Annotated in this window: 24 protein-coding genes; 23 read left to right on the forward strand and 1 reads right to left on the reverse strand. The window is 29.3% G+C overall.

From position 1 onward, the window contains the following. The 5 genes from E2O22_RS00475 (at position 1) to purU (ending at position 3819) form a co-directional block, all read left to right on the forward strand. Positions 1 to 1173, forward strand: a complete 1173-nt coding sequence (locus E2O22_RS00475) for an MFS transporter (RefSeq protein ID WP_133318736.1) — start codon at positions 1 to 3, stop codon at positions 1171 to 1173. A 61-nt stretch (positions 1174 to 1234) separates the two neighbouring features. Then, entirely contained in the window at positions 1235 to 1483 is a 249-nt protein-coding gene (locus E2O22_RS00480; protein WP_087691144.1) for a hypothetical protein, read from the forward strand. Continuing rightward, positions 1480 to 1917, forward strand: coding sequence for an effector protein CiaD (ciaD, locus tag E2O22_RS00485; RefSeq protein ID WP_133318737.1), 438 nt, complete (start codon positions 1480 to 1482; stop codon positions 1915 to 1917). The genes E2O22_RS00480 and ciaD overlap by 4 nt, the downstream gene beginning before the upstream one ends. Then, a complete protein-coding gene (locus tag E2O22_RS00490) occupies positions 1886 to 2989 on the forward strand; it encodes a tRNA nucleotidyltransferase/poly(A) polymerase family protein (protein WP_133318738.1) in 1104 nt (367 codons plus the stop codon). The genes ciaD and E2O22_RS00490 overlap by 32 nt, the downstream gene beginning before the upstream one ends. Before the next feature lie 2 nt (positions 2990 to 2991). Next, the gene (gene purU, locus E2O22_RS00495; protein ID WP_133318739.1) at positions 2992 to 3819 is read left to right on the forward strand and encodes a formyltetrahydrofolate deformylase; all 828 of its coding nucleotides are present in this window, start codon (positions 2992 to 2994) and stop codon (positions 3817 to 3819) included. Positions 3820 to 3843: 24 nt separating this feature from the next. Here the strand turns inward: purU and glnA are convergent, their stop codons facing one another. Next, complete coding sequence (glnA, locus tag E2O22_RS00500) at positions 3844 to 5274, reverse strand: type I glutamate--ammonia ligase (protein WP_133318740.1); 1431 nt, start codon at positions 5272 to 5274, stop codon at positions 3844 to 3846. 214 nt (positions 5275 to 5488) lie between these two features. Between glnA and E2O22_RS00505 the strand changes: the two genes are divergently transcribed. The 18 genes from E2O22_RS00505 (at position 5489) to E2O22_RS00590 (ending at position 18277) form a co-directional block, all read left to right on the forward strand. Beyond that, positions 5489 to 6196 (forward strand): chemotaxis protein, encoded by a 708-nt coding sequence (locus E2O22_RS00505; protein WP_133318741.1) that lies wholly within the window; start codon positions 5489 to 5491, stop codon positions 6194 to 6196. Further along, a complete protein-coding gene (locus E2O22_RS00510) occupies positions 6193 to 7449 on the forward strand; it encodes a peptidase U32 family protein (protein WP_133318742.1) in 1257 nt (418 codons plus the stop codon). The genes E2O22_RS00505 and E2O22_RS00510 overlap by 4 nt, the downstream gene beginning before the upstream one ends. Beyond that, positions 7446 to 7940 (forward strand): 5-(carboxyamino)imidazole ribonucleotide mutase, encoded by a 495-nt coding sequence (gene purE / locus E2O22_RS00515; RefSeq protein WP_133318743.1) that lies wholly within the window; start codon positions 7446 to 7448, stop codon positions 7938 to 7940. The genes E2O22_RS00510 and purE overlap by 4 nt, the downstream gene beginning before the upstream one ends. A 9-nt stretch (positions 7941 to 7949) precedes the next feature. Continuing rightward, positions 7950 to 8456, forward strand: coding sequence for a DUF3972 domain-containing protein (locus E2O22_RS00520; protein WP_133318744.1), 507 nt, complete (start codon positions 7950 to 7952; stop codon positions 8454 to 8456). Further along, on the forward strand, positions 8453 to 9313 hold the full coding sequence (gene glyQ / locus E2O22_RS00525) for a glycine--tRNA ligase subunit alpha (RefSeq protein WP_133318745.1): 861 nt from the start codon (positions 8453 to 8455) through the stop codon (positions 9311 to 9313). The genes E2O22_RS00520 and glyQ overlap by 4 nt, the downstream gene beginning before the upstream one ends. After that, entirely contained in the window at positions 9303 to 10028 is a 726-nt protein-coding gene (locus tag E2O22_RS00530) for a Nif3-like dinuclear metal center hexameric protein (protein ID WP_133318746.1), read from the forward strand. Before glyQ ends, E2O22_RS00530 begins: the two co-directional genes overlap by 11 nt. An 11-nt stretch (positions 10029 to 10039) precedes the next feature. Continuing rightward, complete coding sequence (locus E2O22_RS00535) at positions 10040 to 10759, forward strand: zinc ribbon domain-containing protein (protein WP_133318747.1); 720 nt, start codon at positions 10040 to 10042, stop codon at positions 10757 to 10759. Continuing rightward, the gene (gene waaA, locus E2O22_RS00540) at positions 10756 to 11940 is read left to right on the forward strand and encodes a lipid IV(A) 3-deoxy-D-manno-octulosonic acid transferase (protein WP_133318748.1); all 1185 of its coding nucleotides are present in this window, start codon (positions 10756 to 10758) and stop codon (positions 11938 to 11940) included. The genes E2O22_RS00535 and waaA overlap by 4 nt, the downstream gene beginning before the upstream one ends. After that, positions 11921 to 12673 carry a pseudouridine synthase family protein gene (locus tag E2O22_RS00545; RefSeq protein WP_133318749.1) on the forward strand — a complete coding sequence of 251 codons (753 nt, stop codon included), beginning with the start codon at positions 11921 to 11923 and terminating at the stop codon, positions 12671 to 12673. Before waaA ends, E2O22_RS00545 begins: the two co-directional genes overlap by 20 nt. Before the next feature lie 64 nt (positions 12674 to 12737). Then, entirely contained in the window at positions 12738 to 14075 is a 1338-nt protein-coding gene (gene ffh, locus E2O22_RS00550; protein ID WP_133318750.1) for a signal recognition particle protein, read from the forward strand. A gap of 71 nt (positions 14076 to 14146) precedes the next feature. Then, entirely contained in the window at positions 14147 to 14374 is a 228-nt protein-coding gene (gene rpsP, locus E2O22_RS00555; protein WP_012661702.1) for a 30S ribosomal protein S16, read from the forward strand. Between the two features lie 2 nt (positions 14375 to 14376). Further along, on the forward strand, positions 14377 to 14622 hold the full coding sequence (locus E2O22_RS00560; RefSeq protein WP_043019956.1) for a KH domain-containing protein: 246 nt from the start codon (positions 14377 to 14379) through the stop codon (positions 14620 to 14622). Then, positions 14612 to 15136 (forward strand): ribosome maturation factor RimM, encoded by a 525-nt coding sequence (gene rimM, locus E2O22_RS00565; RefSeq protein WP_133318751.1) that lies wholly within the window; start codon positions 14612 to 14614, stop codon positions 15134 to 15136. The genes E2O22_RS00560 and rimM overlap by 11 nt, the downstream gene beginning before the upstream one ends. Beyond that, complete coding sequence (trmD, locus tag E2O22_RS00570; RefSeq protein WP_133318752.1) at positions 15133 to 15837, forward strand: tRNA (guanosine(37)-N1)-methyltransferase TrmD; 705 nt, start codon at positions 15133 to 15135, stop codon at positions 15835 to 15837. Before rimM ends, trmD begins: the two co-directional genes overlap by 4 nt. Before the next feature lie 11 nt (positions 15838 to 15848). After that, positions 15849 to 16205: a 50S ribosomal protein L19 gene (gene rplS, locus E2O22_RS00575; protein WP_012661698.1), complete on the forward strand. Its 357-nt coding sequence runs from the start codon at positions 15849 to 15851 to the stop codon at positions 16203 to 16205. Between the two features lies 1 nt (position 16206). Continuing rightward, positions 16207 to 16560 carry a cupin domain-containing protein gene (locus E2O22_RS00580; RefSeq protein ID WP_243705616.1) on the forward strand — a complete coding sequence of 118 codons (354 nt, stop codon included), beginning with the start codon at positions 16207 to 16209 and terminating at the stop codon, positions 16558 to 16560. Between the two features lie 53 nt (positions 16561 to 16613). Next, positions 16614 to 17954, forward strand: a complete 1341-nt coding sequence (locus tag E2O22_RS00585; RefSeq protein ID WP_133318753.1) for a class II 3-deoxy-7-phosphoheptulonate synthase — start codon at positions 16614 to 16616, stop codon at positions 17952 to 17954. Next, positions 17948 to 18277, forward strand: coding sequence for an arsenate reductase family protein (locus E2O22_RS00590; protein ID WP_133318754.1), 330 nt, complete (start codon positions 17948 to 17950; stop codon positions 18275 to 18277). The genes E2O22_RS00585 and E2O22_RS00590 overlap by 7 nt, the downstream gene beginning before the upstream one ends. The last annotated feature ends 42 nt before the right edge of the window (positions 18278 to 18319 follow it).

The following is an 18319-nucleotide window of genomic DNA, read 5'->3' on the forward strand; positions in this document are numbered from 1 at the left end:
ATGTACACACAAATTTCATATAAAAAATTCTTTTGGATTAATATTTCAGTTGTGATTACTCTTGCTTTAAATTTAAGAGCACCTATAACTTCCATAGGTCCTATGATAGAACATATTCAAGAATATTACAATATCAATTCTACTTTAGCAGGTATGCTAACAACCTTACCTTTAATAGCTTTTGGTCTTATATCGTTTTTTGTAGCGTATTTTTCACAAATTAAAGCTTTGTTTTTTGCCTTAATTTTGATTGTCTTTGGAGAAGTTATTAGAAGTTATGGAGGAACTATAGGTTTATTTTCTGGGGTTTTTTTGATAGGAGCAGGCATTGCAATAGCTAATGTTTTATTACCTTCTTTTGTAAAAGAAAAATTTTCTAAAAATACTTATAAGATAATGGGTTTATATGGATCAATTATAGGCTTATCTTCAATTGCTGGCGTGGCCTTATCGCTTCCTTTGCTTAAATTTTTTGATGTACCTCAAGCTATGTTTTTTTGGGCTATATTGGCTTTAATTGCTTTGATTTTTTATTTTCCACATTTGAAAAATAAAAGATTATTACGCCCTAAAAAGAAAAATATTAATAAAGTGAATATCTTTTTAAACTTAACAGCCTGGAAAGTTACTATTGTAATGGGATTGCAAAGTTTTTTATCTTATAGTCTTTTTGCATGGCTTAGTGTGATGATTAGTGAAAAGGGCTTTGGAATTGACTTTGGTTCTAATGTTTTATTATTATCTCAAATCATAGGGATGCCCGTGGCATTTTTACTACCTATCATTTTAGGAAAGCTTAGATCTCGTGCTAAAAGTTTTGCTATAGTGATGTTAGGGTTTTTGTATTTTTTAAGTTTTATGATGATTTTTCTTTTTAAGGTAAAAGCGATTTTGTTTTTAGCGGCTATTTTTTTAGGTTTTGCTTCTAGTGGAGTTTTTACAATTTCGTTATTATTTATTGCTATCAAAAGCTCAAATTCTATCATAGCGGCTAAACTTTCTGCTATGTCGCAAGGTATAGGGTATTTAATAGCTGCTCAATCACCTTGGATTATAGGCATGCTTCATGATAATTTTAGAAATTTCACTTCAGGCTTTATTATGCTTATTGTGGTAGCTATAATACTTAACATTTTTGTATTTTTAGCATATAAGGCTCCTGTGATTAAGTGAAAATTAAAAATAAATTAAAGCCTTTTTTGTTAGAATTTTAGGATTTTATTTTTGTGAGTTAATAATGCGATATACAGTAACAGAGGCTTCTATTTATGAAGCACAAGGCTTAAAAGATGAGGCTTTGGAGATTTATAAAAATATATTAAAACAAGATCCGCAAAATAAAAATGCCATTGATGCTATAAGGCGTTTGAGTGGCTTGCGTTCTAATCATGAAGATTTAAATTATGATATGCTTGATTTTTTTGTCAATATGAAAAGTGAAGAAGAAATTAATGAATTTAAAAGGTGGTTGATAAAACTATGAATATAGAAGATTTAGCAAAAATGGCTATTAGTGAAGTTAATTCGCAATTAGATAACAAAAAAAGTAAAAATGATGAATTTGCTCCTATGGTAGAAGAAATTACTCAAGAAAAAAGTGTTAATACTCAAGAGAAAAAAATCAAAGAGGAAATTAGTAAGGTTGCGCAAGAGCTAATTCAAGAATTAGATGATTTAGAAGTAAAAGTAAAAGATGATAAACAAAATGTCGTTATCAAGGTTGAAGCTTTAGAAGAAAAAGAAGAAAGTATTATAAACAATGAAGAATTTTTCTTAAAAAATCTTAGAGAGCGTATCTTGGTTTTATTTGAAGGATTAAAAAATACCAAAGATGAGCATATGGAAAAAAGATTAGATATGACCATTACTTTTTTAGAGTTTTTGCTTGCAAAGATTGAAGATAGACTTAAAAAATGACCAAGATTTTTTAAGAATTAAAAATATACTTAAGCCTTACACACAAAGGGTTTATTTAGTAGGTGGTTGTGTAAGGAATTCTTTTTTAGATTTATCTAGCGATGATTATGATATAGAAATTTATGATATTGAGCCTAAGCTTTTTGATGAGCTTATGCAAAAACTTGGCGCAAATGGAGTAGGAAAAAGTTTTTTTGTATATAAATACAAAAAATTTGATTTAGCTCTAGCGCGTTATGAAAATAAAATTTCTACAGGCCATAGAGGTTTTGAAGTTAAAGTTTGTAATAATGAGCAAGAAGGAGCAAGAAGAAGAGATTTTACCATTAATGCATTGATGGTAAATATTTTTGATTTTGAATTTTTAGATTTTTTTAATGGTTTGCAAGATTTACAAGAAAAAACTATAAGACATATTGATGATAAAAGTTTTATTGAAGATAGTTTAAGAGTGTTTCGTGGAATTTCTTTTGCGTGTAGGTTTGATTTAACAATTGCAAAAGAAAGTTTAAAATTAATGCAAACTATGGATATAAGTGATTTATCTAAAGAGCGTATTAATAATGAACTTTATAAAATTTTTAAAACTTCAAGACTGAATAAAGCTTATGAGTATTTTAAAATTTTAAATTTAGAAGAAAAAATCTTTTTTTATCAAAGCTGTAATAAAGAATTTGAGAGACTTTTAGAGTATAGCCAAAAGTTAATTTGTGATGAGGCTTTGTTTTTGTATTTGTATTTGAATTTTTTTCATATAAATAAAGAGGAATTTTTTAAAAAAACAAAATTAAAAAAAGAGCTTTTAAAAAAATGCGAACAAGAATTTATTTTAGGTAAAATTGATGATTTTAATTTAGCTAAAATTGCTTTAAAAATACCACTTTGCAAATGGCTTGGACTTTGGAATAATGAGCGTATAACACAAGCAAAAAAAATAAATTTATACTATCATGCTTTTGAAAGTAAAATTAGCGCCAATGACTTACTAAAGGAAGGATTTAGCGGGAAAGAACTTGGAATTGAACTTGAAAAAAGAAAATTACAAGAATTAAAAAACTATATAAAGGAGTAAAAATGAATGAGTATATTTTAAAAATTTCATGCAGCGATGAAAAAGGATTGATTTATAGAATTTCAGATGTTATTTTTAAATATAGAATCAATATTATAAAAAATGATGAATTTGTTGGAGAAAATCGTTTTTTCTTTAGGGCGCATTTAGAAGGTGAGCTTGATATAAAAGCTTTTAAAGGAACGCTTGAAGCTATGCTTCCTGATAATGCACAAATTGAAATTACCTCAAAAAGAAAAAAAGATATTATTGTTTTAGCTACTAAAGAAACTCATTGTTTAGGTGAGTTACTTATCCGTCAATTTAGTGGAGAATTTAATGCAAATATTAAGGCAGTTATTGCAAATTATGATGTATTAAAACCTTTAGTGGATAAATTTAACATACCTTTTCATACTATTTTAGCACAGGATTTAAGCAGACAAGAGCATGAAAAAAAACTACTAGAGTGTTTAAAACAATATGAGTTTGATTATATTGTTTTAGCAAAATATATGAGAATATTATCTCCATCTTTTGTAGAGAATTTTGAGGGGAAGATTATTAATATCCACCATTCTTTTTTACCTGCATTTATAGGAGCTAATCCTTATAAGCAAGCTTATGAAAGAGGGGTAAAGATTATAGGTGCAACAGCACATTTTGTAAATAATAACTTAGATGAGGGGCCAATTATTACCCAAGATGTTATACCAGTTACTCATGAATATTCTTGGCAAGCTATGCAACAAGCAGGGCGTAATGTAGAAAAAAATGTTTTTTCTAAGGCCTTGGATTTAGTGTTTGATGATAGGATTTTTATATATGATAATAAAACAATAGTATTTTAATCTTGATGCTAAAAAGCATCAAGATTAGCATGAATAGCAAGTTTTAAACTCATATGCAGTTGGTCTAGCTTCTACAGGCCATACTTGAGTTTCAAATTTCATATGTTGATAATCATCAATAAATACATCACTCATAACAGGCTTTAAAAAGGCATTTTTTCTAATGAGTGCTTCCAAAGATCCTCTTAAAGTGTGAGGTAATTGCTCTATACCTTTTTCTCTAATTTCATCTAGGGTTAGTGCAAATAAATTTTCATCCATAGGACCTACCGGTATGGTTTTATTTTTAATACCATCAAGTCCTGCCATAAGCAAGCTTGTAAAAGCTAGGTAAGGATTGGAAGTGCTATCAGGAAATCTTATTTCAACTCTTGCGCTTTTTTCATTAATACCATAAGGCACGCGACAACTTGCAGAGCGATTTTGGCAAGAATAAGTTAGTATGCAAGGTGCTTCAAAACCTGGAACTATTCTTTTATAAGAATTTGAACTAGGATTGGTAAATGCAGCAACACTTCTTGCATTAGCTAAAATTCCACCGATGTAATTAATCGCATATTCACTTAATTTTCCATATCCTTCTTTATCATAAAATAAATTTACTCCATCTTTCCAAAGGCTCATATGCACATGCATACCACTTCCATTATCTCCATAGAGTGGTTTTGGCATAAAGGTCGCTGTTTTTCCATTTAAATGTGCTACCATTTTAACTACATATTTATAAATTTGTACATTATCAGCAGCTTCAACTAAATTTCCAAATTCTACACCAATTTCAGCTTGTCCTTGTGCTACTTCATGATGATGTACGAAAGTTTTTAAACCAACTCTTTCTAAAACTTGTACCATTTCAGCTCTAATATCCACACTAGAATCAATAGGACTTACAGGAAAATATCCACCTTTATTTCTTGGGCGATGTCCACTATTGTAACTATCTGTAAAATCTTTATTATCATTCCATTCACCTTCTTCGGTATCTACTTCATATTTTGCACAGTGAGAAGAATCAACTATTTTTACATTATCAAAAATAAAAAATTCATTTTCAGGACCAAAATAAGCAGTATCAGCGATATTGCTTGTGCTTAAGTGTTGCATTGCTTTTTTAGCAATACTTCTTGGACATTTTTCATACATTTGATCTTTGTAAATATCATATACATCGCAAATTACTATGATAGTAGGATCAGCTGTAAAAGGATCTAAAAACGCACTTTCCACATCAGGTTTTAAAATCATATCTGATTTTTCTATAGGCTGCCAACCATGCAAAGAGCTTGCGTCAAAAGGAATTCCGTTTTCAAAGGTTTTATCATCAATTGCTTTTATATTATAAGTGATGTGATGCCAAGTGCCTATCATATCAGTAAATCTAAAATCAACAAATAAAACTTCATGTTCTTGACAATAACTAAAAAACTCATCAATGTTATTTACAAATTTACCCATTTTTTCTCCTTTTTATTTTTTGGGTTTTTTAATTTATTTTATAGATTGTAGTATATTTTTTTTAAATTAAGTTTAAATTAATATTTTTTTTATAATCAAATTAAAAAAAAGATTATTTTGTGTAAAAAAATAATTAATTGGTAAAATTAATGTTGATTTATATTTTTTTGTAATATAATCTCGCATTAGTTTTTTTATTAAAAAAGGTGTAACAATGACTCAAGAAGAATTAGATGCTTTAATGAATGGCACTGAAGACTTAGATCTTGATTCTGTAGAAGAAGCAGAAGAAAAACCAGATACAGATTATGAAGATGAGGAAAAAAATAAGCAAATTGTTAATGATATGATTAATGGTGATTATAAAGCAAGAGCGGATATGGCTTGGCCACCACCACCACCTAGTAAAGAACATAAAGTTGTACATCAACTTGATGATGTTACAAGAGATAGTGAAATAAAAGCCACAGAGATGATGGAAAAATTAGAAGCTATTAACGATTTTTTTGCAAATTCTGAGAGTGATCTTTGTGTAATCAGTGATGCTTTAAATAAAAATATAGAAATTTTTGAAAAATTAAATGCAAAATTTCCTAATGTGGTAAGCTTTAAAGAAGCTATTGAAATAAATAACAATGCTAAAAATATCATAGATGAGATTACAGGTTGTTTGCAAACTGGACAAGATGAAGTTATGATGGCAATGGATGCTATGCAATATCAAGATATTCATCGTCAAAAAATTGAGCGTGTTATTAATGTTATGAGAGCTTTAAGTAGATATATGAGTAGTTTGTTTGAAGGTAAAATTGATGATGAAAAACGCGTGGGATCTGCTGTGCATATCGAAGGAGATACAACTGCAGATGTTGTAAGTAATGATGATATTGAGGCATTAATCGCAAGTTTAGGAAAAAAATGATTATTCCTGAAATAGTAGCTCCTGCAGGTAATTTTACAAAATTAAAAATAGCTTTAGCTTATGGAGCTGATGCTGTTTATGCAGGTGTGAGTAATTTTTCATTAAGAGCAAGAACTGCTAGAGATTTTAATTATGAAACTTTTAAAGAAGCTATTGATTATACGCATGCAAAAGGAAAAAAAATTTATGTAACGATTAATGGATTTCATTTTAGCTCACAAATTGAAGGTTTGAAAAGGCATATTTTAAAATTAAAAGAAATGAAACCCGATGCTTTTATAGTAGCTTCTGTAGGTGCTATGTGTTTGGTTAAAGAGCTTGCACCTGAAATCAATCTTCATGTATCAACCCAAGCTAATATTTTAAATTACTTAGACGCTCAAGTTTATAAAGATATGGGAGCTAAGCGTGTTGTTATAGCAAGGGAACTTGGTTTAAAAGATGCAAAAGATTTGAAAAATAATTGTGACATAGAACTTGAAAGTTTTGTCCATGGTTCTATGTGTTTTGCGTATTCTGGCAGATGTTTGATAAGCTCAGTGCAAAGTGGACGCATGAGTAATCGTGGATCATGTGCAAATGATTGTAGATTTAACTATGAACTTTATGCAAAGAACCCAGAAACTAATACACTTTTTAGACTTGAAGAAGATGAGAATGGCACGCATGTGTTTAATTCTAAAGATTTAAATTTAAGCTCGTATATTCAAAAAATTATGCAAGAAGATTGCATTCATGCTTTTAAAATAGAAGGAAGAACGAAAAGTGAGTATTATGTAGCTTTGACTACAAGAACTTATAAAATGGCAGTGCAAGATGTATTGCAAAATACTTTTGATGCGGCTAAGTATGAAAAAGAAATTTATACTTTAAAACACAGAGGTTTTACAGATGGATATTTAGTTTCAAGAGCTTATGAAAAAACCGATTCAATAAATCATAATACAAGTATAGAAGAAGGAACCCATCAAGTGCATGCTATTAGCGAAGATGGTGAATTTTTTAAATGTAAGGGTAAGATAGAATTAAACAAAGAATATGAAATTCTAGCTCCGGTTGATTCTAATATAGAATTAGGGGAAAATAAACTAGGTTTAGTATATGAAAATGAAGGAAAAAAATTCATAGTGTTTAAACAATTATTAGCAAAAAACAATAAAGAATTTAGTGAAATTCATAGTGGTAATGAAAATGAAATTGCTTTGCCATTTAAACTTCCAGAATTTAGCTTTTTAAGAAGGAGTGTTGAATGAAATTTGTTTCCATATTGATGGGAAGTAAGAGTGATTATGATATAGTAAAAGAAGCTTTAGGAATTTTGGAAAAATTTGATGTAAAATATGAAGTCTTGATCACTTCAGCTCATAGAAGTCCTCAAAGAACCCAAGAATACATCAAAAATGCTGAAGAAAAAGGTGCAAAAGTATTTATTGCTGCAGCGGGTATGGCAGCTCATTTAGCAGGAGCTGTTGCAGCACATACAACAAAACCTGTTTTAGGTATACCTATGCCAGGAAGTAATTTAGCTAGCATGGATTCTTTATTTTCTACTGTGCAAATGCCAAGTGGAATTCCTGTAGCAACTGTGGCTATAGGTAAAGCAGGGGCTATTAATGCAGCTTATTTGGCAGTGCAAATTTTAGCAATAGAAGATGAGTCTTTAGCGCAAAAATTATTAGAAGATAGACAAAAACAACAAGAAAAATTAATCCAAGATTCTAATACAATTGAAGTTTTTCTTTAAGGAGCGTATATGCAAACTTACTTGGAATTAAAAGAATTTTGTCAGTTAGTACATTTATCCGAAGATGTTGTAAAAGGAATGATGGCAAATGGTGCTTTAAATTTCAAAGAAGAAGAAGGTAAAATTTATATAGAAGCTAATCAAGGTACTTTTAGCGTAGTTCCTTCAAGTTCAAAGCAACCTGCTATGTTAAATTCTATGACCTTGGCAGGAGAAAGTTTTGTAGAAAAAACTATAGGGACTATTTTAAATTTACATGAAAAAGTTCTTGATGCTAAGGATGAAACCTTAGAAGCTTTAAAGGGTGAAAATAAATTTTTAAAAGATGCTCTTTATTCTATGCAAGAGCTTTATGATGAGGATAGAAAAACTATAGAAAATCTTAACGAGCAACTTAAATATGCGCGTAATGAAGTTGAATTTCTAAAAAGAAAATATAAAATGATGTGGAATAAAACAGTGGAATTATATGCAAATTCGCCTGAGAAGTCTGAAGAATTAAAGGAAGAAAAATGACTTTTTCTCAAATGATTTTAAATTTACAAGAATTTTGGCAAAAGCAAGGTTGTGCTATTATGCAACCTTATGATTTTCCAGCAGGTGCAGGGACATTTCACCCGGCAACTTTTTTAAGAAGTTTAGGTAAAAAACCTTGGGCGGCTGCTTATGTAGCACCAAGTAGAAGACCAACTGATGGAAGATATGGTGAAAATCCTAATAGGTTGGGTGCTTATTATCAATTTCAAGTTTTAATTAAACCAAGCCCTGATAATATCCAAGAATTATATTTAAAAAGTTTAGAAAATTTAGGCTTTGATTTAAAATCACATGATATTCGTTTTGTTGAAGATAATTGGGAAAGTCCAAGTTTAGGTGCTTGGGGTTTGGGTTGGGAAGTTTGGCTTGATGGTATGGAAGTTACACAATTTACTTATTTTCAACAAGTTGGTGGTATAAGCGTAGATTTAGTTAGTGCTGAAATTACTTATGGCTTGGAAAGACTTGCAATGTATTTACAAGATGTAGATAATGTATATGACATAGTTTGGAATGAATTTAACGGCGAAAAAATTACCTATAAAGATGTTCATAAGCAAGGTGAGTTTGAATTTAGTAAATATAATTTTGAAGTAAGTGATGTAAAAACTTTAAATATACAATTTGAAAATGCTTACAATGAGTGTAAAAATGCATTAGATGCAAAACTTGCTTTACCAGCATATGATTATTGTATGTTAGCAGCACATACTTTTAACTTGCTTGATGCAAGAGGAGCTATTTCAGTAACTCAAAGACAAGATTTTATGCTTAAAATTAGAGAATTATCTAAAAGTTGTGCTTTAGTATATAAAGAAAGTTTAGATGAAAATTAAAGAAATTTATGATTATTTAGATACTATTAGTCCATTTAATACGCAAAGTTCATGGGACAATAGTGGTTTATTGCTTGGAAATTTCGATCAAGATGTAAATAAGATTTATCTTGCGCTTGATGTAGATATGCATTTAATTGAAAATGCAAGCGAAAATTCACTTTTTATAGTCCATCATCCTTTAATTTTTAAAGGTTTGAAGAATTTAAGTGGAGTGCTTTATCCGCAAAATCTTCTTACAAAAATGATACAAAAAAATATAGCCTTGATTGCTATGCATACAAATTTTGATTTAAGTCATTTAAATACTTATTTTACTAGCGAAATTTTGGGTTTTAAGATCAAAGAACAAAATGAATTTTTGATCTATTGTGATGTAGATTTTCAATTAGATACATTAGTTGATCATGTTAAAAAGTGTTTAAAGCTTAATCATATTAGGGTTGTTAATGCTCATCAAGAAAAAATAAAAACTTTAGCAATATGTACAGGCAGTGGTGGAGATTTGATTTCTAGTGTAAAAGCAGATTGTTTTTTAAGTGGAGATTTTAAGTATCATCAGGCCTTAGAAAGTTATCATAATAAACTCAATTTGATTGATATAGGTCACTATGAAAGTGAGTCATACTTTGGTGAAATTTTAGCAAAAGATTTGCAAAAATTTCATTTAGAAGTTATAATATCAGTTTCAAAAAATCCATTTCAATATTTTTAAGGAAAAAATCAATGAATAAATATTTAGAACAACTTATAGCTTTATCGCAAATTGATAAAGAGTTAGATGGTTTTGCAAATAAAGTAGAAGATGCTACAAAGGATTTAAAAGAAAAGCGTAATTTGCTTGATAAAACTGAAGAAGAAATTGCAGGTTTTGAAAAAGATATTAAAGATATAGAAAATCAAAAAATACAAAACAATAACCATATTGCAGAATTTGGTGTGAAAATTAAAGAAATAGCCAAAAAAAGTGCTGCAGTGAAAACTGAAAAAGAAGCAAATGCTTTAAAAATCGAAGAAGATATAGCTAAAGAGCAACTTGATGCAGCAAATGAAGAGATAGAAAGATTAGATAAAATTTTAGAAAACAAAGAAAAATTTATACAAGAATTGCAAACTAAGAGAACTGAACTTGAAAATGAAGTGGATCAAATAGATGCTCAAACAAAAGTTGTATTAGTTGATATTGAAAAAGAAAGATTAGAGATTTATGATAAAAAAGTAAAGCTGGTTGGCGAAATAAATCAAAAAGTTTTAACTTTTTATGAGAAAATTAGAAAATGGGCGGGAAATAGTGCTGTAGTTCCTGTGAAAAAACATGCTTGTTATGGCTGTTTTATGAGAATTTATGATAAAACTTATTTAGCAGTTTTAAAAGGTGATGAAATCGTAACTTGTCCGCATTGTGGAAGAATTTTATATAAAGAAAAAGAAGAAAATCAAAATTGATTTTTTTTTATTACATTTTTGCTGTGATTATATATGTAATCGCAGTTCCTTTTTTGTTGATTTTAAGTTTTTGTAAAGAAAAATATAAAGCGTCTTTAAAATCTAGATTTTTTCTTTACAAAAACTTAAAACAAGAACAAGGAGATATATATTTTCATGCTTGCTCCTTTGGGGAGATTAAAAGCATTGTTCCCTTAATAAAACTTTTTCCAACTTGTAAAATTTCAACTATCACGCAAACCGGATTTAATGAAGCTTTAAGACATTCTAAAAAAGTAAATTTTTTACCATTTGAAATTTTTATACCATTTTGGATGAAACCTTGCAAAGTTTTGATTATTTTTGAAGCAGAGCTTTGGCTTATGCTTGTATTGATGGCTAAATTTTATAATGCAAAAGTTATTTTATTAAATGCTAGGATTAGTGATAGATCTTTAAAAAACTACAAGCGTTTTAGCTTTTTTTATCGTTTGATTTTTAAATATATTGATGTTGTGTTTGCGCAAAGTCAAAAAGACAAAGAAAGGTTAGAGTGTTTGGGTGCTAAAAATGTTGCAGCATATAAAAATATCAAAGCATATATAAAACAAGAACAAGTGAAAAATTATTCAAAACCTAAGGCTAGGGTTATTATATTTGCTAGTACGCATGAAAATGAAGAACTATTATTGCTTAATGAGATTAAACTAGAAGAAAATGATAGATTAATTATCGCTCCAAGACATCCGGAGCGTTTTGGCGAGGTTGAGGGGATTTTAAAAGATTTTTGCCAAAAAAATCATTATAATATGCAAAAATTTTCAGACTTTACTTTAAGTGAAAATGATTTTGCAAATTTTTTTAAGACCAAGTGTTTATTACTAGATACTTTGGGTGAGCTAGAAAGTTTTTATAAGATTAGTGATGTAGTTTTTTTGTGTGGCTCTTTTGTAAAAAATATAGGTGGGCATAATCCTATAGAAGCGGCTAGATGGAATAATGTTATTATCTCGGGGAAATATTATTTTAATCAAGAAAGTTTATATCAAGAAGTTGATGATTTGTATATTTGTGAGAGTGTAAAAGATATAAATGATTTTTTAAAGCAAAAATTATCACAAGCGCAAGTCAAAGAGCAAAATGATTTAAATGAAATTATATTAAGTATAAAAGAAGGTTTAGATGCAAGAAAAAGCTTATAAATTGCTTGCAATGCAAGAAAAAATTTCTAATAATGCAGCAAAGGATTTGATTGATAAAGGTTGTGTTTTTGCTATGGGAAAAAAGGTTGTTATAGCTAGAGCTTTGATGAGCTCAAAAACAAGATTTGTCGTGCAAAAAATAAAAAAAGCAAAAATACTTTTTGAAGATGATAAAATCATAGTTTTAAATAAGCCTTATGGGGAAATTAGCGAGAATTTAGAAGGTATTTATAATGCTAAATTAATTAATAGACTTGATAAAGAAACAAGCGGGGTTTTGCTTTTAAGCAAAGATGAGGAATTTAGACTAAAATGCATTCAAGAGTACAAAAAACAAAATGTTTATAAAAGCTATTTAGCTATTGTCGATGGAGTAATTGCTGAAGAACTTGAAATTTGTGAAAAAATAACTACTATAAAAAATAAATCCGGAGCTTTTAGTAAAATCGATAAATTTGGCTTAGAAGCTCATACTCAGGTTATACCTTTAATGGTAAATGCAAAAAAAACTTTAATAAAAGCAGTCATTAAAACAGGTAGAACACATCAAATCAGAGTGCATTTAAATCATATAAAACATGGTATTATTGGCGATGAAAAATATGCAAAAAATAGCTCTTCTAGAATGTATTTGCATTCTTATGAAACGCATATTTTTGATTATCAATTTAAAGCTTTACTTGATGAGAGTTTTAATGCTTATGGTTTTGAAATAAAAAATTTAAATTTTTAAAGGCGTTTAAAGCTAAAAGGGTTTATAATTTAGCTTTTTAAAATTTTAATAAAGGGAAAATAAAGTGTTTGAAATAGTTAGTGAGTCATTTAAATCCGCGGTTAATAAACTTCGTTTTGTTGATGATGAAAAAGCTTTAAAAAATGCTCTTGACACTTTAAAAAAAGCCCTTTTAAAAGCAGATGTGCATCATAAAGCTACGAAAGAATTACTCGCTTTAGTAGAAAATGATGTAAAAACTAATGGCATAGGCCAAAAGCAATTTTTAGACTCAATTAAGAAAAATTTAGAAGAAATTCTTAGTGTTAAAGGTAAAAATCAAGGTTTTGTATTTGCTAGTAAGCCACCTACGGTTGTTTTGATGTGTGGTTTGCAAGGTGGTGGTAAAACTACTACTACGGTAAAAATTGCTAATTACTTAAAACTAAGAAATAAAAAAGTATTAATTGCTGCATGTGACTTGCAAAGATTAGCTGCAGTAGAGCAATTAAGACAACTCACTCAGGCTAATGAGCTCGATTTATTTTTCATAGAAAATGAAAGCAATCCTTTAAATGTAGCTAAACAAGCTTTGGAAAAAGCAAAAAATTCTATGTATGATGTTTTGCTTGTAGATACTGCCGGTCGTCTGGCAATTGATATAGCTTTGATGAATGAGCTTAAAGAAGTAAAAGCTATTTTAAATCCTGATGAAGTATTTTATGTAGCTGATGCTATGAGTGGTCAAGATGGAGTTAAAACAGCAAGTAGCTTTAATGAAGCTTTAGAAATCACTGGGGTTATTTTAAGTAAATTTGATGCAGATACTAAAGGTGGTGTTGCGCTAGGTATAGCTAAACAAATTGGTGTGCCTTTAAGATTTATTGGTGTTGGTGAGAAAGTAGCTGATTTAGAAGTATTTATCCCTGATAGGATTGTTAATCGTATCATGGGTGAGGGTGATTTGGCGACTTTGGCTGAAAAAACTGCCGCTATTATAGATGAAAAAGAAGCAAAAAAACTTAATAAAAAAATCAAAAAAGGTGAATTTAATTTCAATGACTTTTTAAATCAAATGGAAAGTGTTAAAAAACTTGGTAGTATGAAATCAATCATTGGTATGATACCTGGTTTATCATCTATGGCAGCAAATATTAAAGATATTGATTTGGATAATTCTAAAGAAATTATTCATATTAAAGCAATGATTTCATCAATGACGCCAAAAGAAAGAGAAAATCCTGATTTGTTAAACAACGCAAGAAAGCGTCGTATTGCAGAGGGTGCTGGTTTATCTCAAATGGAAGTAAATCGCTTTTTAAAACAATTTAGTAATGCGGCTAAGTTGGCAAAGAAATTTTCAAACAAAAAAGGAATGGAAAATTTTATGAATATGTTGCAGCAAGCTAAAAGACCGCAATAATTAAAGCTTTTTTATGGATATATGAGTTAAAATATCTATAACAAAATTTTAATTTTTTTAGGAGTATTAAAATGACAGTAATCAGACTTACAAAAATGGGACGCAAAAAAAGACCATTTTATCGTATAGTTGTAACTGATAGTAGAAAAAGACGCGATGGTAGTTGGATAGAAAGCATTGGATATTATAATCCTATGGTTGAACCTGAAGTAGTAAAATTTGATGCTGAGCGTTTAGCTTATTGGAAGAGCGTAGGTGCTAAATTAAGCGATAGAGTAGCAGCTATTACAAGCAAATAAAAATGGTTGAAAATTTTTTAAGAGAATACGCAAAATTAATTGTTGATTTTCCTGAAAAAGTTGATATACAAAAACAAAATTTAGAAAACAATTTTGCTGAAATTATCATTTATGTTGATCCAACTGATACTGGTAAGTTGATCGGAAAAAACGGGAAATTAATCAACGCAATAAAAACAGTTATTATGGCTTATAAAGTTAAAGATGCAACTTCATATCGTATAACGGTAAAAGCTATTGAAGAATGATTTGGTCCAAGTTGCTAAACTTGGGAAAAGTGTTGGTTTGAAAGGTTATGTAAAATTACATAATTTAAGTGATTTTTATGAGCAGTTTAAAGCAGGTGCTAAATTTTTTGATGGTAATCAAAAAATTTACACCATAAAAGCTTTCGATAAAACAAGATCTTTGGTTTTATTTGAAGATTTTGAGAATTTAGAATCTGCAAAAAAACTAACTAATATTACACTATTTCAAAGCATAAAAACTACAAAAGAAACTTGTAAGTTAAAAAAAGATGAGTATTTTTATTTTGATATTATAGGCTGTGAAATTTTTGAAAATGAACAAAAATTAGGTATAGTTGAAGATATTTTAGAAAATGGAGCTGGATTTTTATTCTGTATAAAATGCGATGAAAAACTACAGACAAAGGTTAAAAACTTTTATATTCCTTATGTTGATAAATATATTCAAAAAGTTGATATAGAAAATAAAAAAATATTCACACAATCTGCTTTAGATATTTTAGAAAATTCATGAAATATACTTTTGTAAGTTTATTCCCAGAGCTTATTGAGCCTTATTTTAAAACTTCTATTTTGGCAAGGGCAAAAGAAAAAGGAATTTTAGAATTTGATTTTGTTAATCCTAGAAATTTTACTACAAATAAACATCTAAAAGTAGATGATTATAAAATAGGCGGTGGTGCGGGACTTTTATTACAAGCTCAGCCTTTATATGATTGTTTAACGCATATTAAAAGCCAAGATAAAAATACGCATTTTATTTTTCTTTTGCCATGTGCTAAAACTTTTAAGCAAATAGATGCTAAAAGATTAAGCGTCAAAGAGCATATTTGTTTTGTATGTAGTAGATATGAGGGTTTAGATGAGCGTATTGTGGAAGAATTTGCTAATGAAGTGTTTTCTATAGGAGATTTTATACTTACAGGTGGAGAGTTAGCATCTTTGGTGATGTGTGATGCTATTAGTAGAAATATTCAAGATGTTCTTGGAAATAGTGAAAGTTTAAGTGAAGAAAGTTTTGAAAATGATTTATTAGAAGCACCATCATTTTCTAAGCCATTTGTTTTTGAAAAGGAAAATAAAAAATTTTATGTTCCTTCAGAGTTTTTAAAGGGAAATCACGCTAAAATTACAGCTTTAAAAACTACTTTGGCGTCTTGCAAAACGAAATATTTTCGTCCTGATTTGTATCAAAAGCATGAACGCAAATTTTAAGGAATATCGTTATGAAAAATAAATACATTGAGCAATTTGAGCAAAAACAAATTGAAGGTAAAAATGTTCCAGAATTTCGTGCTGGAGATACTTTAAGACTTGCTATTCGCATTAAAGAAGGCGATAAAACAAGAATTCAAAATTTTGAAGGTATTTGTATAGCGCGTAGAGGAAATGGTGTAGATGAAACTTTTATTGTGCGTAAAATAGGCGCTAACAATGTAGGTGTTGAAAGAATTTTCCCTATTTATAGTGAAAGTTTAGAAAGTATTACAGTATTAAGAAGAGGTCGTGTACGCCGTGCTAGATTATTCTATTTAAGAGATAGAAGGGGTAAGGCAGCTCGTATTAAAGAACTTAAAAAATAAAATGAAATTTAGAACTCAAATGCATGAAGTAATTTCTTGGGAACAAGAAATTGAAAATGGCATAAATATATCTAAAAAAATAGAAAATGCTTATGCTAAGGAAATATGCATAAATATGTCAAAGGATAGCTTTATGAAAGATCATAAAGCACCTTTTGATATTACTATACAAGTATTAAAAGGCTCTATTGATTTTGGAGTTTTAAATCAGCAAATTCTACTTAAATCTTTAGATAGCATTAGTTTGAAAGCTAATGAAATTCATAATCTTTTAGCACTAGAAGATTCTATAGTGCGTTTAACTCTATATAAACAAGATAGCCTTGAACGCGTTGAGAGCGTTTTGAAATCTTAATTTAAGTCTCATTTTGTATAATTTTAGCTTACTTAAAATTAGGAAGTTAAGCTATGAAATGGACTAAAGATTCTTGGAAAAATTATAAAATTCAGCAACAGCCGCAATATCCTGATGAAAATGAACTACAAGATGTTGTTAAAAAATTAGAAAAATTACCACCACTTGTTTTTGCAGGTGAGGTAGATAAGTTAAAAAAATCTCTTGCTAATGTTGTAAATTCTCAAGCATTTTTACTCCAAGGAGGAGATTGCGCAGAGAGTTTTGTAAATTTTGGTGCTGATAATATAAGAGATATGTTTAAAGTTATGCTTCAAATGGCCATAGTGCTTACTTTTGCAGGATCTTGTCCTATCGTTAAAGTAGGGCGTGTTGCAGGACAATTTGCAAAGCCAAGAAGTAGTGATTTTGAAGAAGTAGATGGAGTAACACTTCCAAGTTATCGTGGGGATATTATTAATGGTTTTGAATTTAATGAAAAATCAAGAATAGCCGATCCTAAAAGAATGCTAGAAGCGTATTATCAAAGTGCTACAACTTTAAATTTATTAAGAGCTTTTTCAAGAGGTGGTTTAGCGGATTTAAGAGTAGTGCATAAGTGGAATTTGGGTTTTTTAAAAAAAGCAGAGCTTGGGAAAAAATATAATGAACTTAGTGAAAAAATCACTCAAGCTTTAGCTTTTATGCAAGCTTGTGGTATCACTGATACCCCAAATCTTTCCCAAACAGCCTTTTATACTTCCCATGAAGCCTTGCTTTTGCCTTATGAAGAAGCTTTAACTAGAGTAGATAGTTTAAGCGGGGAAATTTATGATTGTTCAGCACATATGCTTTGGATAGGTGAGCGTACTAGAAAAGCAGATGAAGCACATGTGCATTTTTTAAGTGGAGTAAAAAATCCACTCGGTGTTAAGCTTAGTGCTAATTATGATTTAGATGAAATAAAAAAGCTAGTAAGTATTTTAAATCCACATAATGAAGCAGGAAGATTAAATTTCATCATCCGTATGGGATGTGATAAGATAGAAAATGCCTTGCCAAAATTATTTAAAGAGTTAAAACAAGAAGGGTTTAATATACTTTATAGCATAGATCCTATGCATGCAAATACGGTTAAATCAGGTAATTTTAAAACAAGAGAATTTGATAAAATTATTCAAGAAGTGCGTGCGTTTTTTGAGATAGCTATAAGTGAAGGAGTGTATCCTGGTGGGGTACATTTGGAAATGACAGGGCAAAATGTAACAGAATGTGTAGGAGGCTCTTTAAATATCACTCAAGAAGAACTTTCTAAACGCTATGAAACACAATGTGATCCAAGATTAAATGCTGACCAAGCTTTAGAATTAGCATTTATCATAGCAGACTTAGTTAAAAAGGCAAGAAAATGTTAAAATTTTATGGTATTAAAAATTGTAATAGTGTTAAAAAGGCCATGGATTATTTAAATTCTAAGCAAATTGAATTTGAATTTTTAGATATTAAAAAGCTAGATGAAGAAACTTTAAATTTTTGGTTTAGCAAAAGGAGTGTTTTAGAGCTTGTAAATACAGCGGGTATGAGTGCTAGAAAATTAGGGTTAAATAAAGAAAAACTTCAAAATTTAAACCAAGATGAAATTAAAGTGATGATTTTGCAAAATCCAACGCTTATAAAACGCCCATTAATTGTAAAAGATGATGAAGTTTTTATAGCTAAAGAATATGAGAGTTTTTAAAATGCTAGAGTTTTTACTCTAGCATTTAGGAGTTTCTCAAAA

The sequence above is a fragment of the Campylobacter lari genome, from assembly GCF_004357905.1.
In the GTDB taxonomy this organism is placed as follows: Bacteria; Campylobacterota; Campylobacteria; order Campylobacterales; family Campylobacteraceae; genus Campylobacter_D; species Campylobacter_D lari_D.

Excerpts from the sequence above, each read along its gene's own strand:
- E2O22_RS00475 (WP_133318736.1), top strand. The coding sequence starts at position 1 with ATGTACACACAAATTTCATATAAAAAATTCTTTTGGATTAATATTTCA.
- ciaD (WP_133318737.1), top strand. The coding sequence starts at position 1,480 with ATGAATATAGAAGATTTAGCAAAAATGGCTATTAGTGAAGTTAATTCG.
- purU (WP_133318739.1), top strand. The coding sequence starts at position 2,992 with ATGAATGAGTATATTTTAAAAATTTCATGCAGCGATGAAAAAGGATTG.
- glnA (WP_133318740.1), bottom strand. The coding sequence starts at position 5,274 with ATGGGTAAATTTGTAAATAACATTGATGAGTTTTTTAGTTATTGTCAA.
- E2O22_RS00505 (WP_133318741.1), top strand. The coding sequence starts at position 5,489 with ATGACTCAAGAAGAATTAGATGCTTTAATGAATGGCACTGAAGACTTA.
- E2O22_RS00510 (WP_133318742.1), top strand. The coding sequence starts at position 6,193 with ATGATTATTCCTGAAATAGTAGCTCCTGCAGGTAATTTTACAAAATTA.
- purE (WP_133318743.1), top strand. The coding sequence starts at position 7,446 with ATGAAATTTGTTTCCATATTGATGGGAAGTAAGAGTGATTATGATATA.
- E2O22_RS00520 (WP_133318744.1), top strand. The coding sequence starts at position 7,950 with ATGCAAACTTACTTGGAATTAAAAGAATTTTGTCAGTTAGTACATTTA.
- glyQ (WP_133318745.1), top strand. The coding sequence starts at position 8,453 with ATGACTTTTTCTCAAATGATTTTAAATTTACAAGAATTTTGGCAAAAG.
- E2O22_RS00530 (WP_133318746.1), top strand. The coding sequence starts at position 9,303 with ATGAAAATTAAAGAAATTTATGATTATTTAGATACTATTAGTCCATTT.
- E2O22_RS00535 (WP_133318747.1), top strand. The coding sequence starts at position 10,040 with ATGAATAAATATTTAGAACAACTTATAGCTTTATCGCAAATTGATAAA.
- E2O22_RS00545 (WP_133318749.1), top strand. The coding sequence starts at position 11,921 with ATGCAAGAAAAAGCTTATAAATTGCTTGCAATGCAAGAAAAAATTTCT.
- rpsP (WP_012661702.1), top strand. The coding sequence starts at position 14,147 with ATGACAGTAATCAGACTTACAAAAATGGGACGCAAAAAAAGACCATTT.
- E2O22_RS00560 (WP_043019956.1), top strand. The coding sequence starts at position 14,377 with ATGGTTGAAAATTTTTTAAGAGAATACGCAAAATTAATTGTTGATTTT.
- trmD (WP_133318752.1), top strand. The coding sequence starts at position 15,133 with ATGAAATATACTTTTGTAAGTTTATTCCCAGAGCTTATTGAGCCTTAT.
- rplS (WP_012661698.1), top strand. The coding sequence starts at position 15,849 with ATGAAAAATAAATACATTGAGCAATTTGAGCAAAAACAAATTGAAGGT.
- E2O22_RS00580 (WP_243705616.1), top strand. The coding sequence starts at position 16,207 with ATGAAATTTAGAACTCAAATGCATGAAGTAATTTCTTGGGAACAAGAA.
- E2O22_RS00585 (WP_133318753.1), top strand. The coding sequence starts at position 16,614 with ATGAAATGGACTAAAGATTCTTGGAAAAATTATAAAATTCAGCAACAG.
- E2O22_RS00590 (WP_133318754.1), top strand. The coding sequence starts at position 17,948 with ATGTTAAAATTTTATGGTATTAAAAATTGTAATAGTGTTAAAAAGGCC.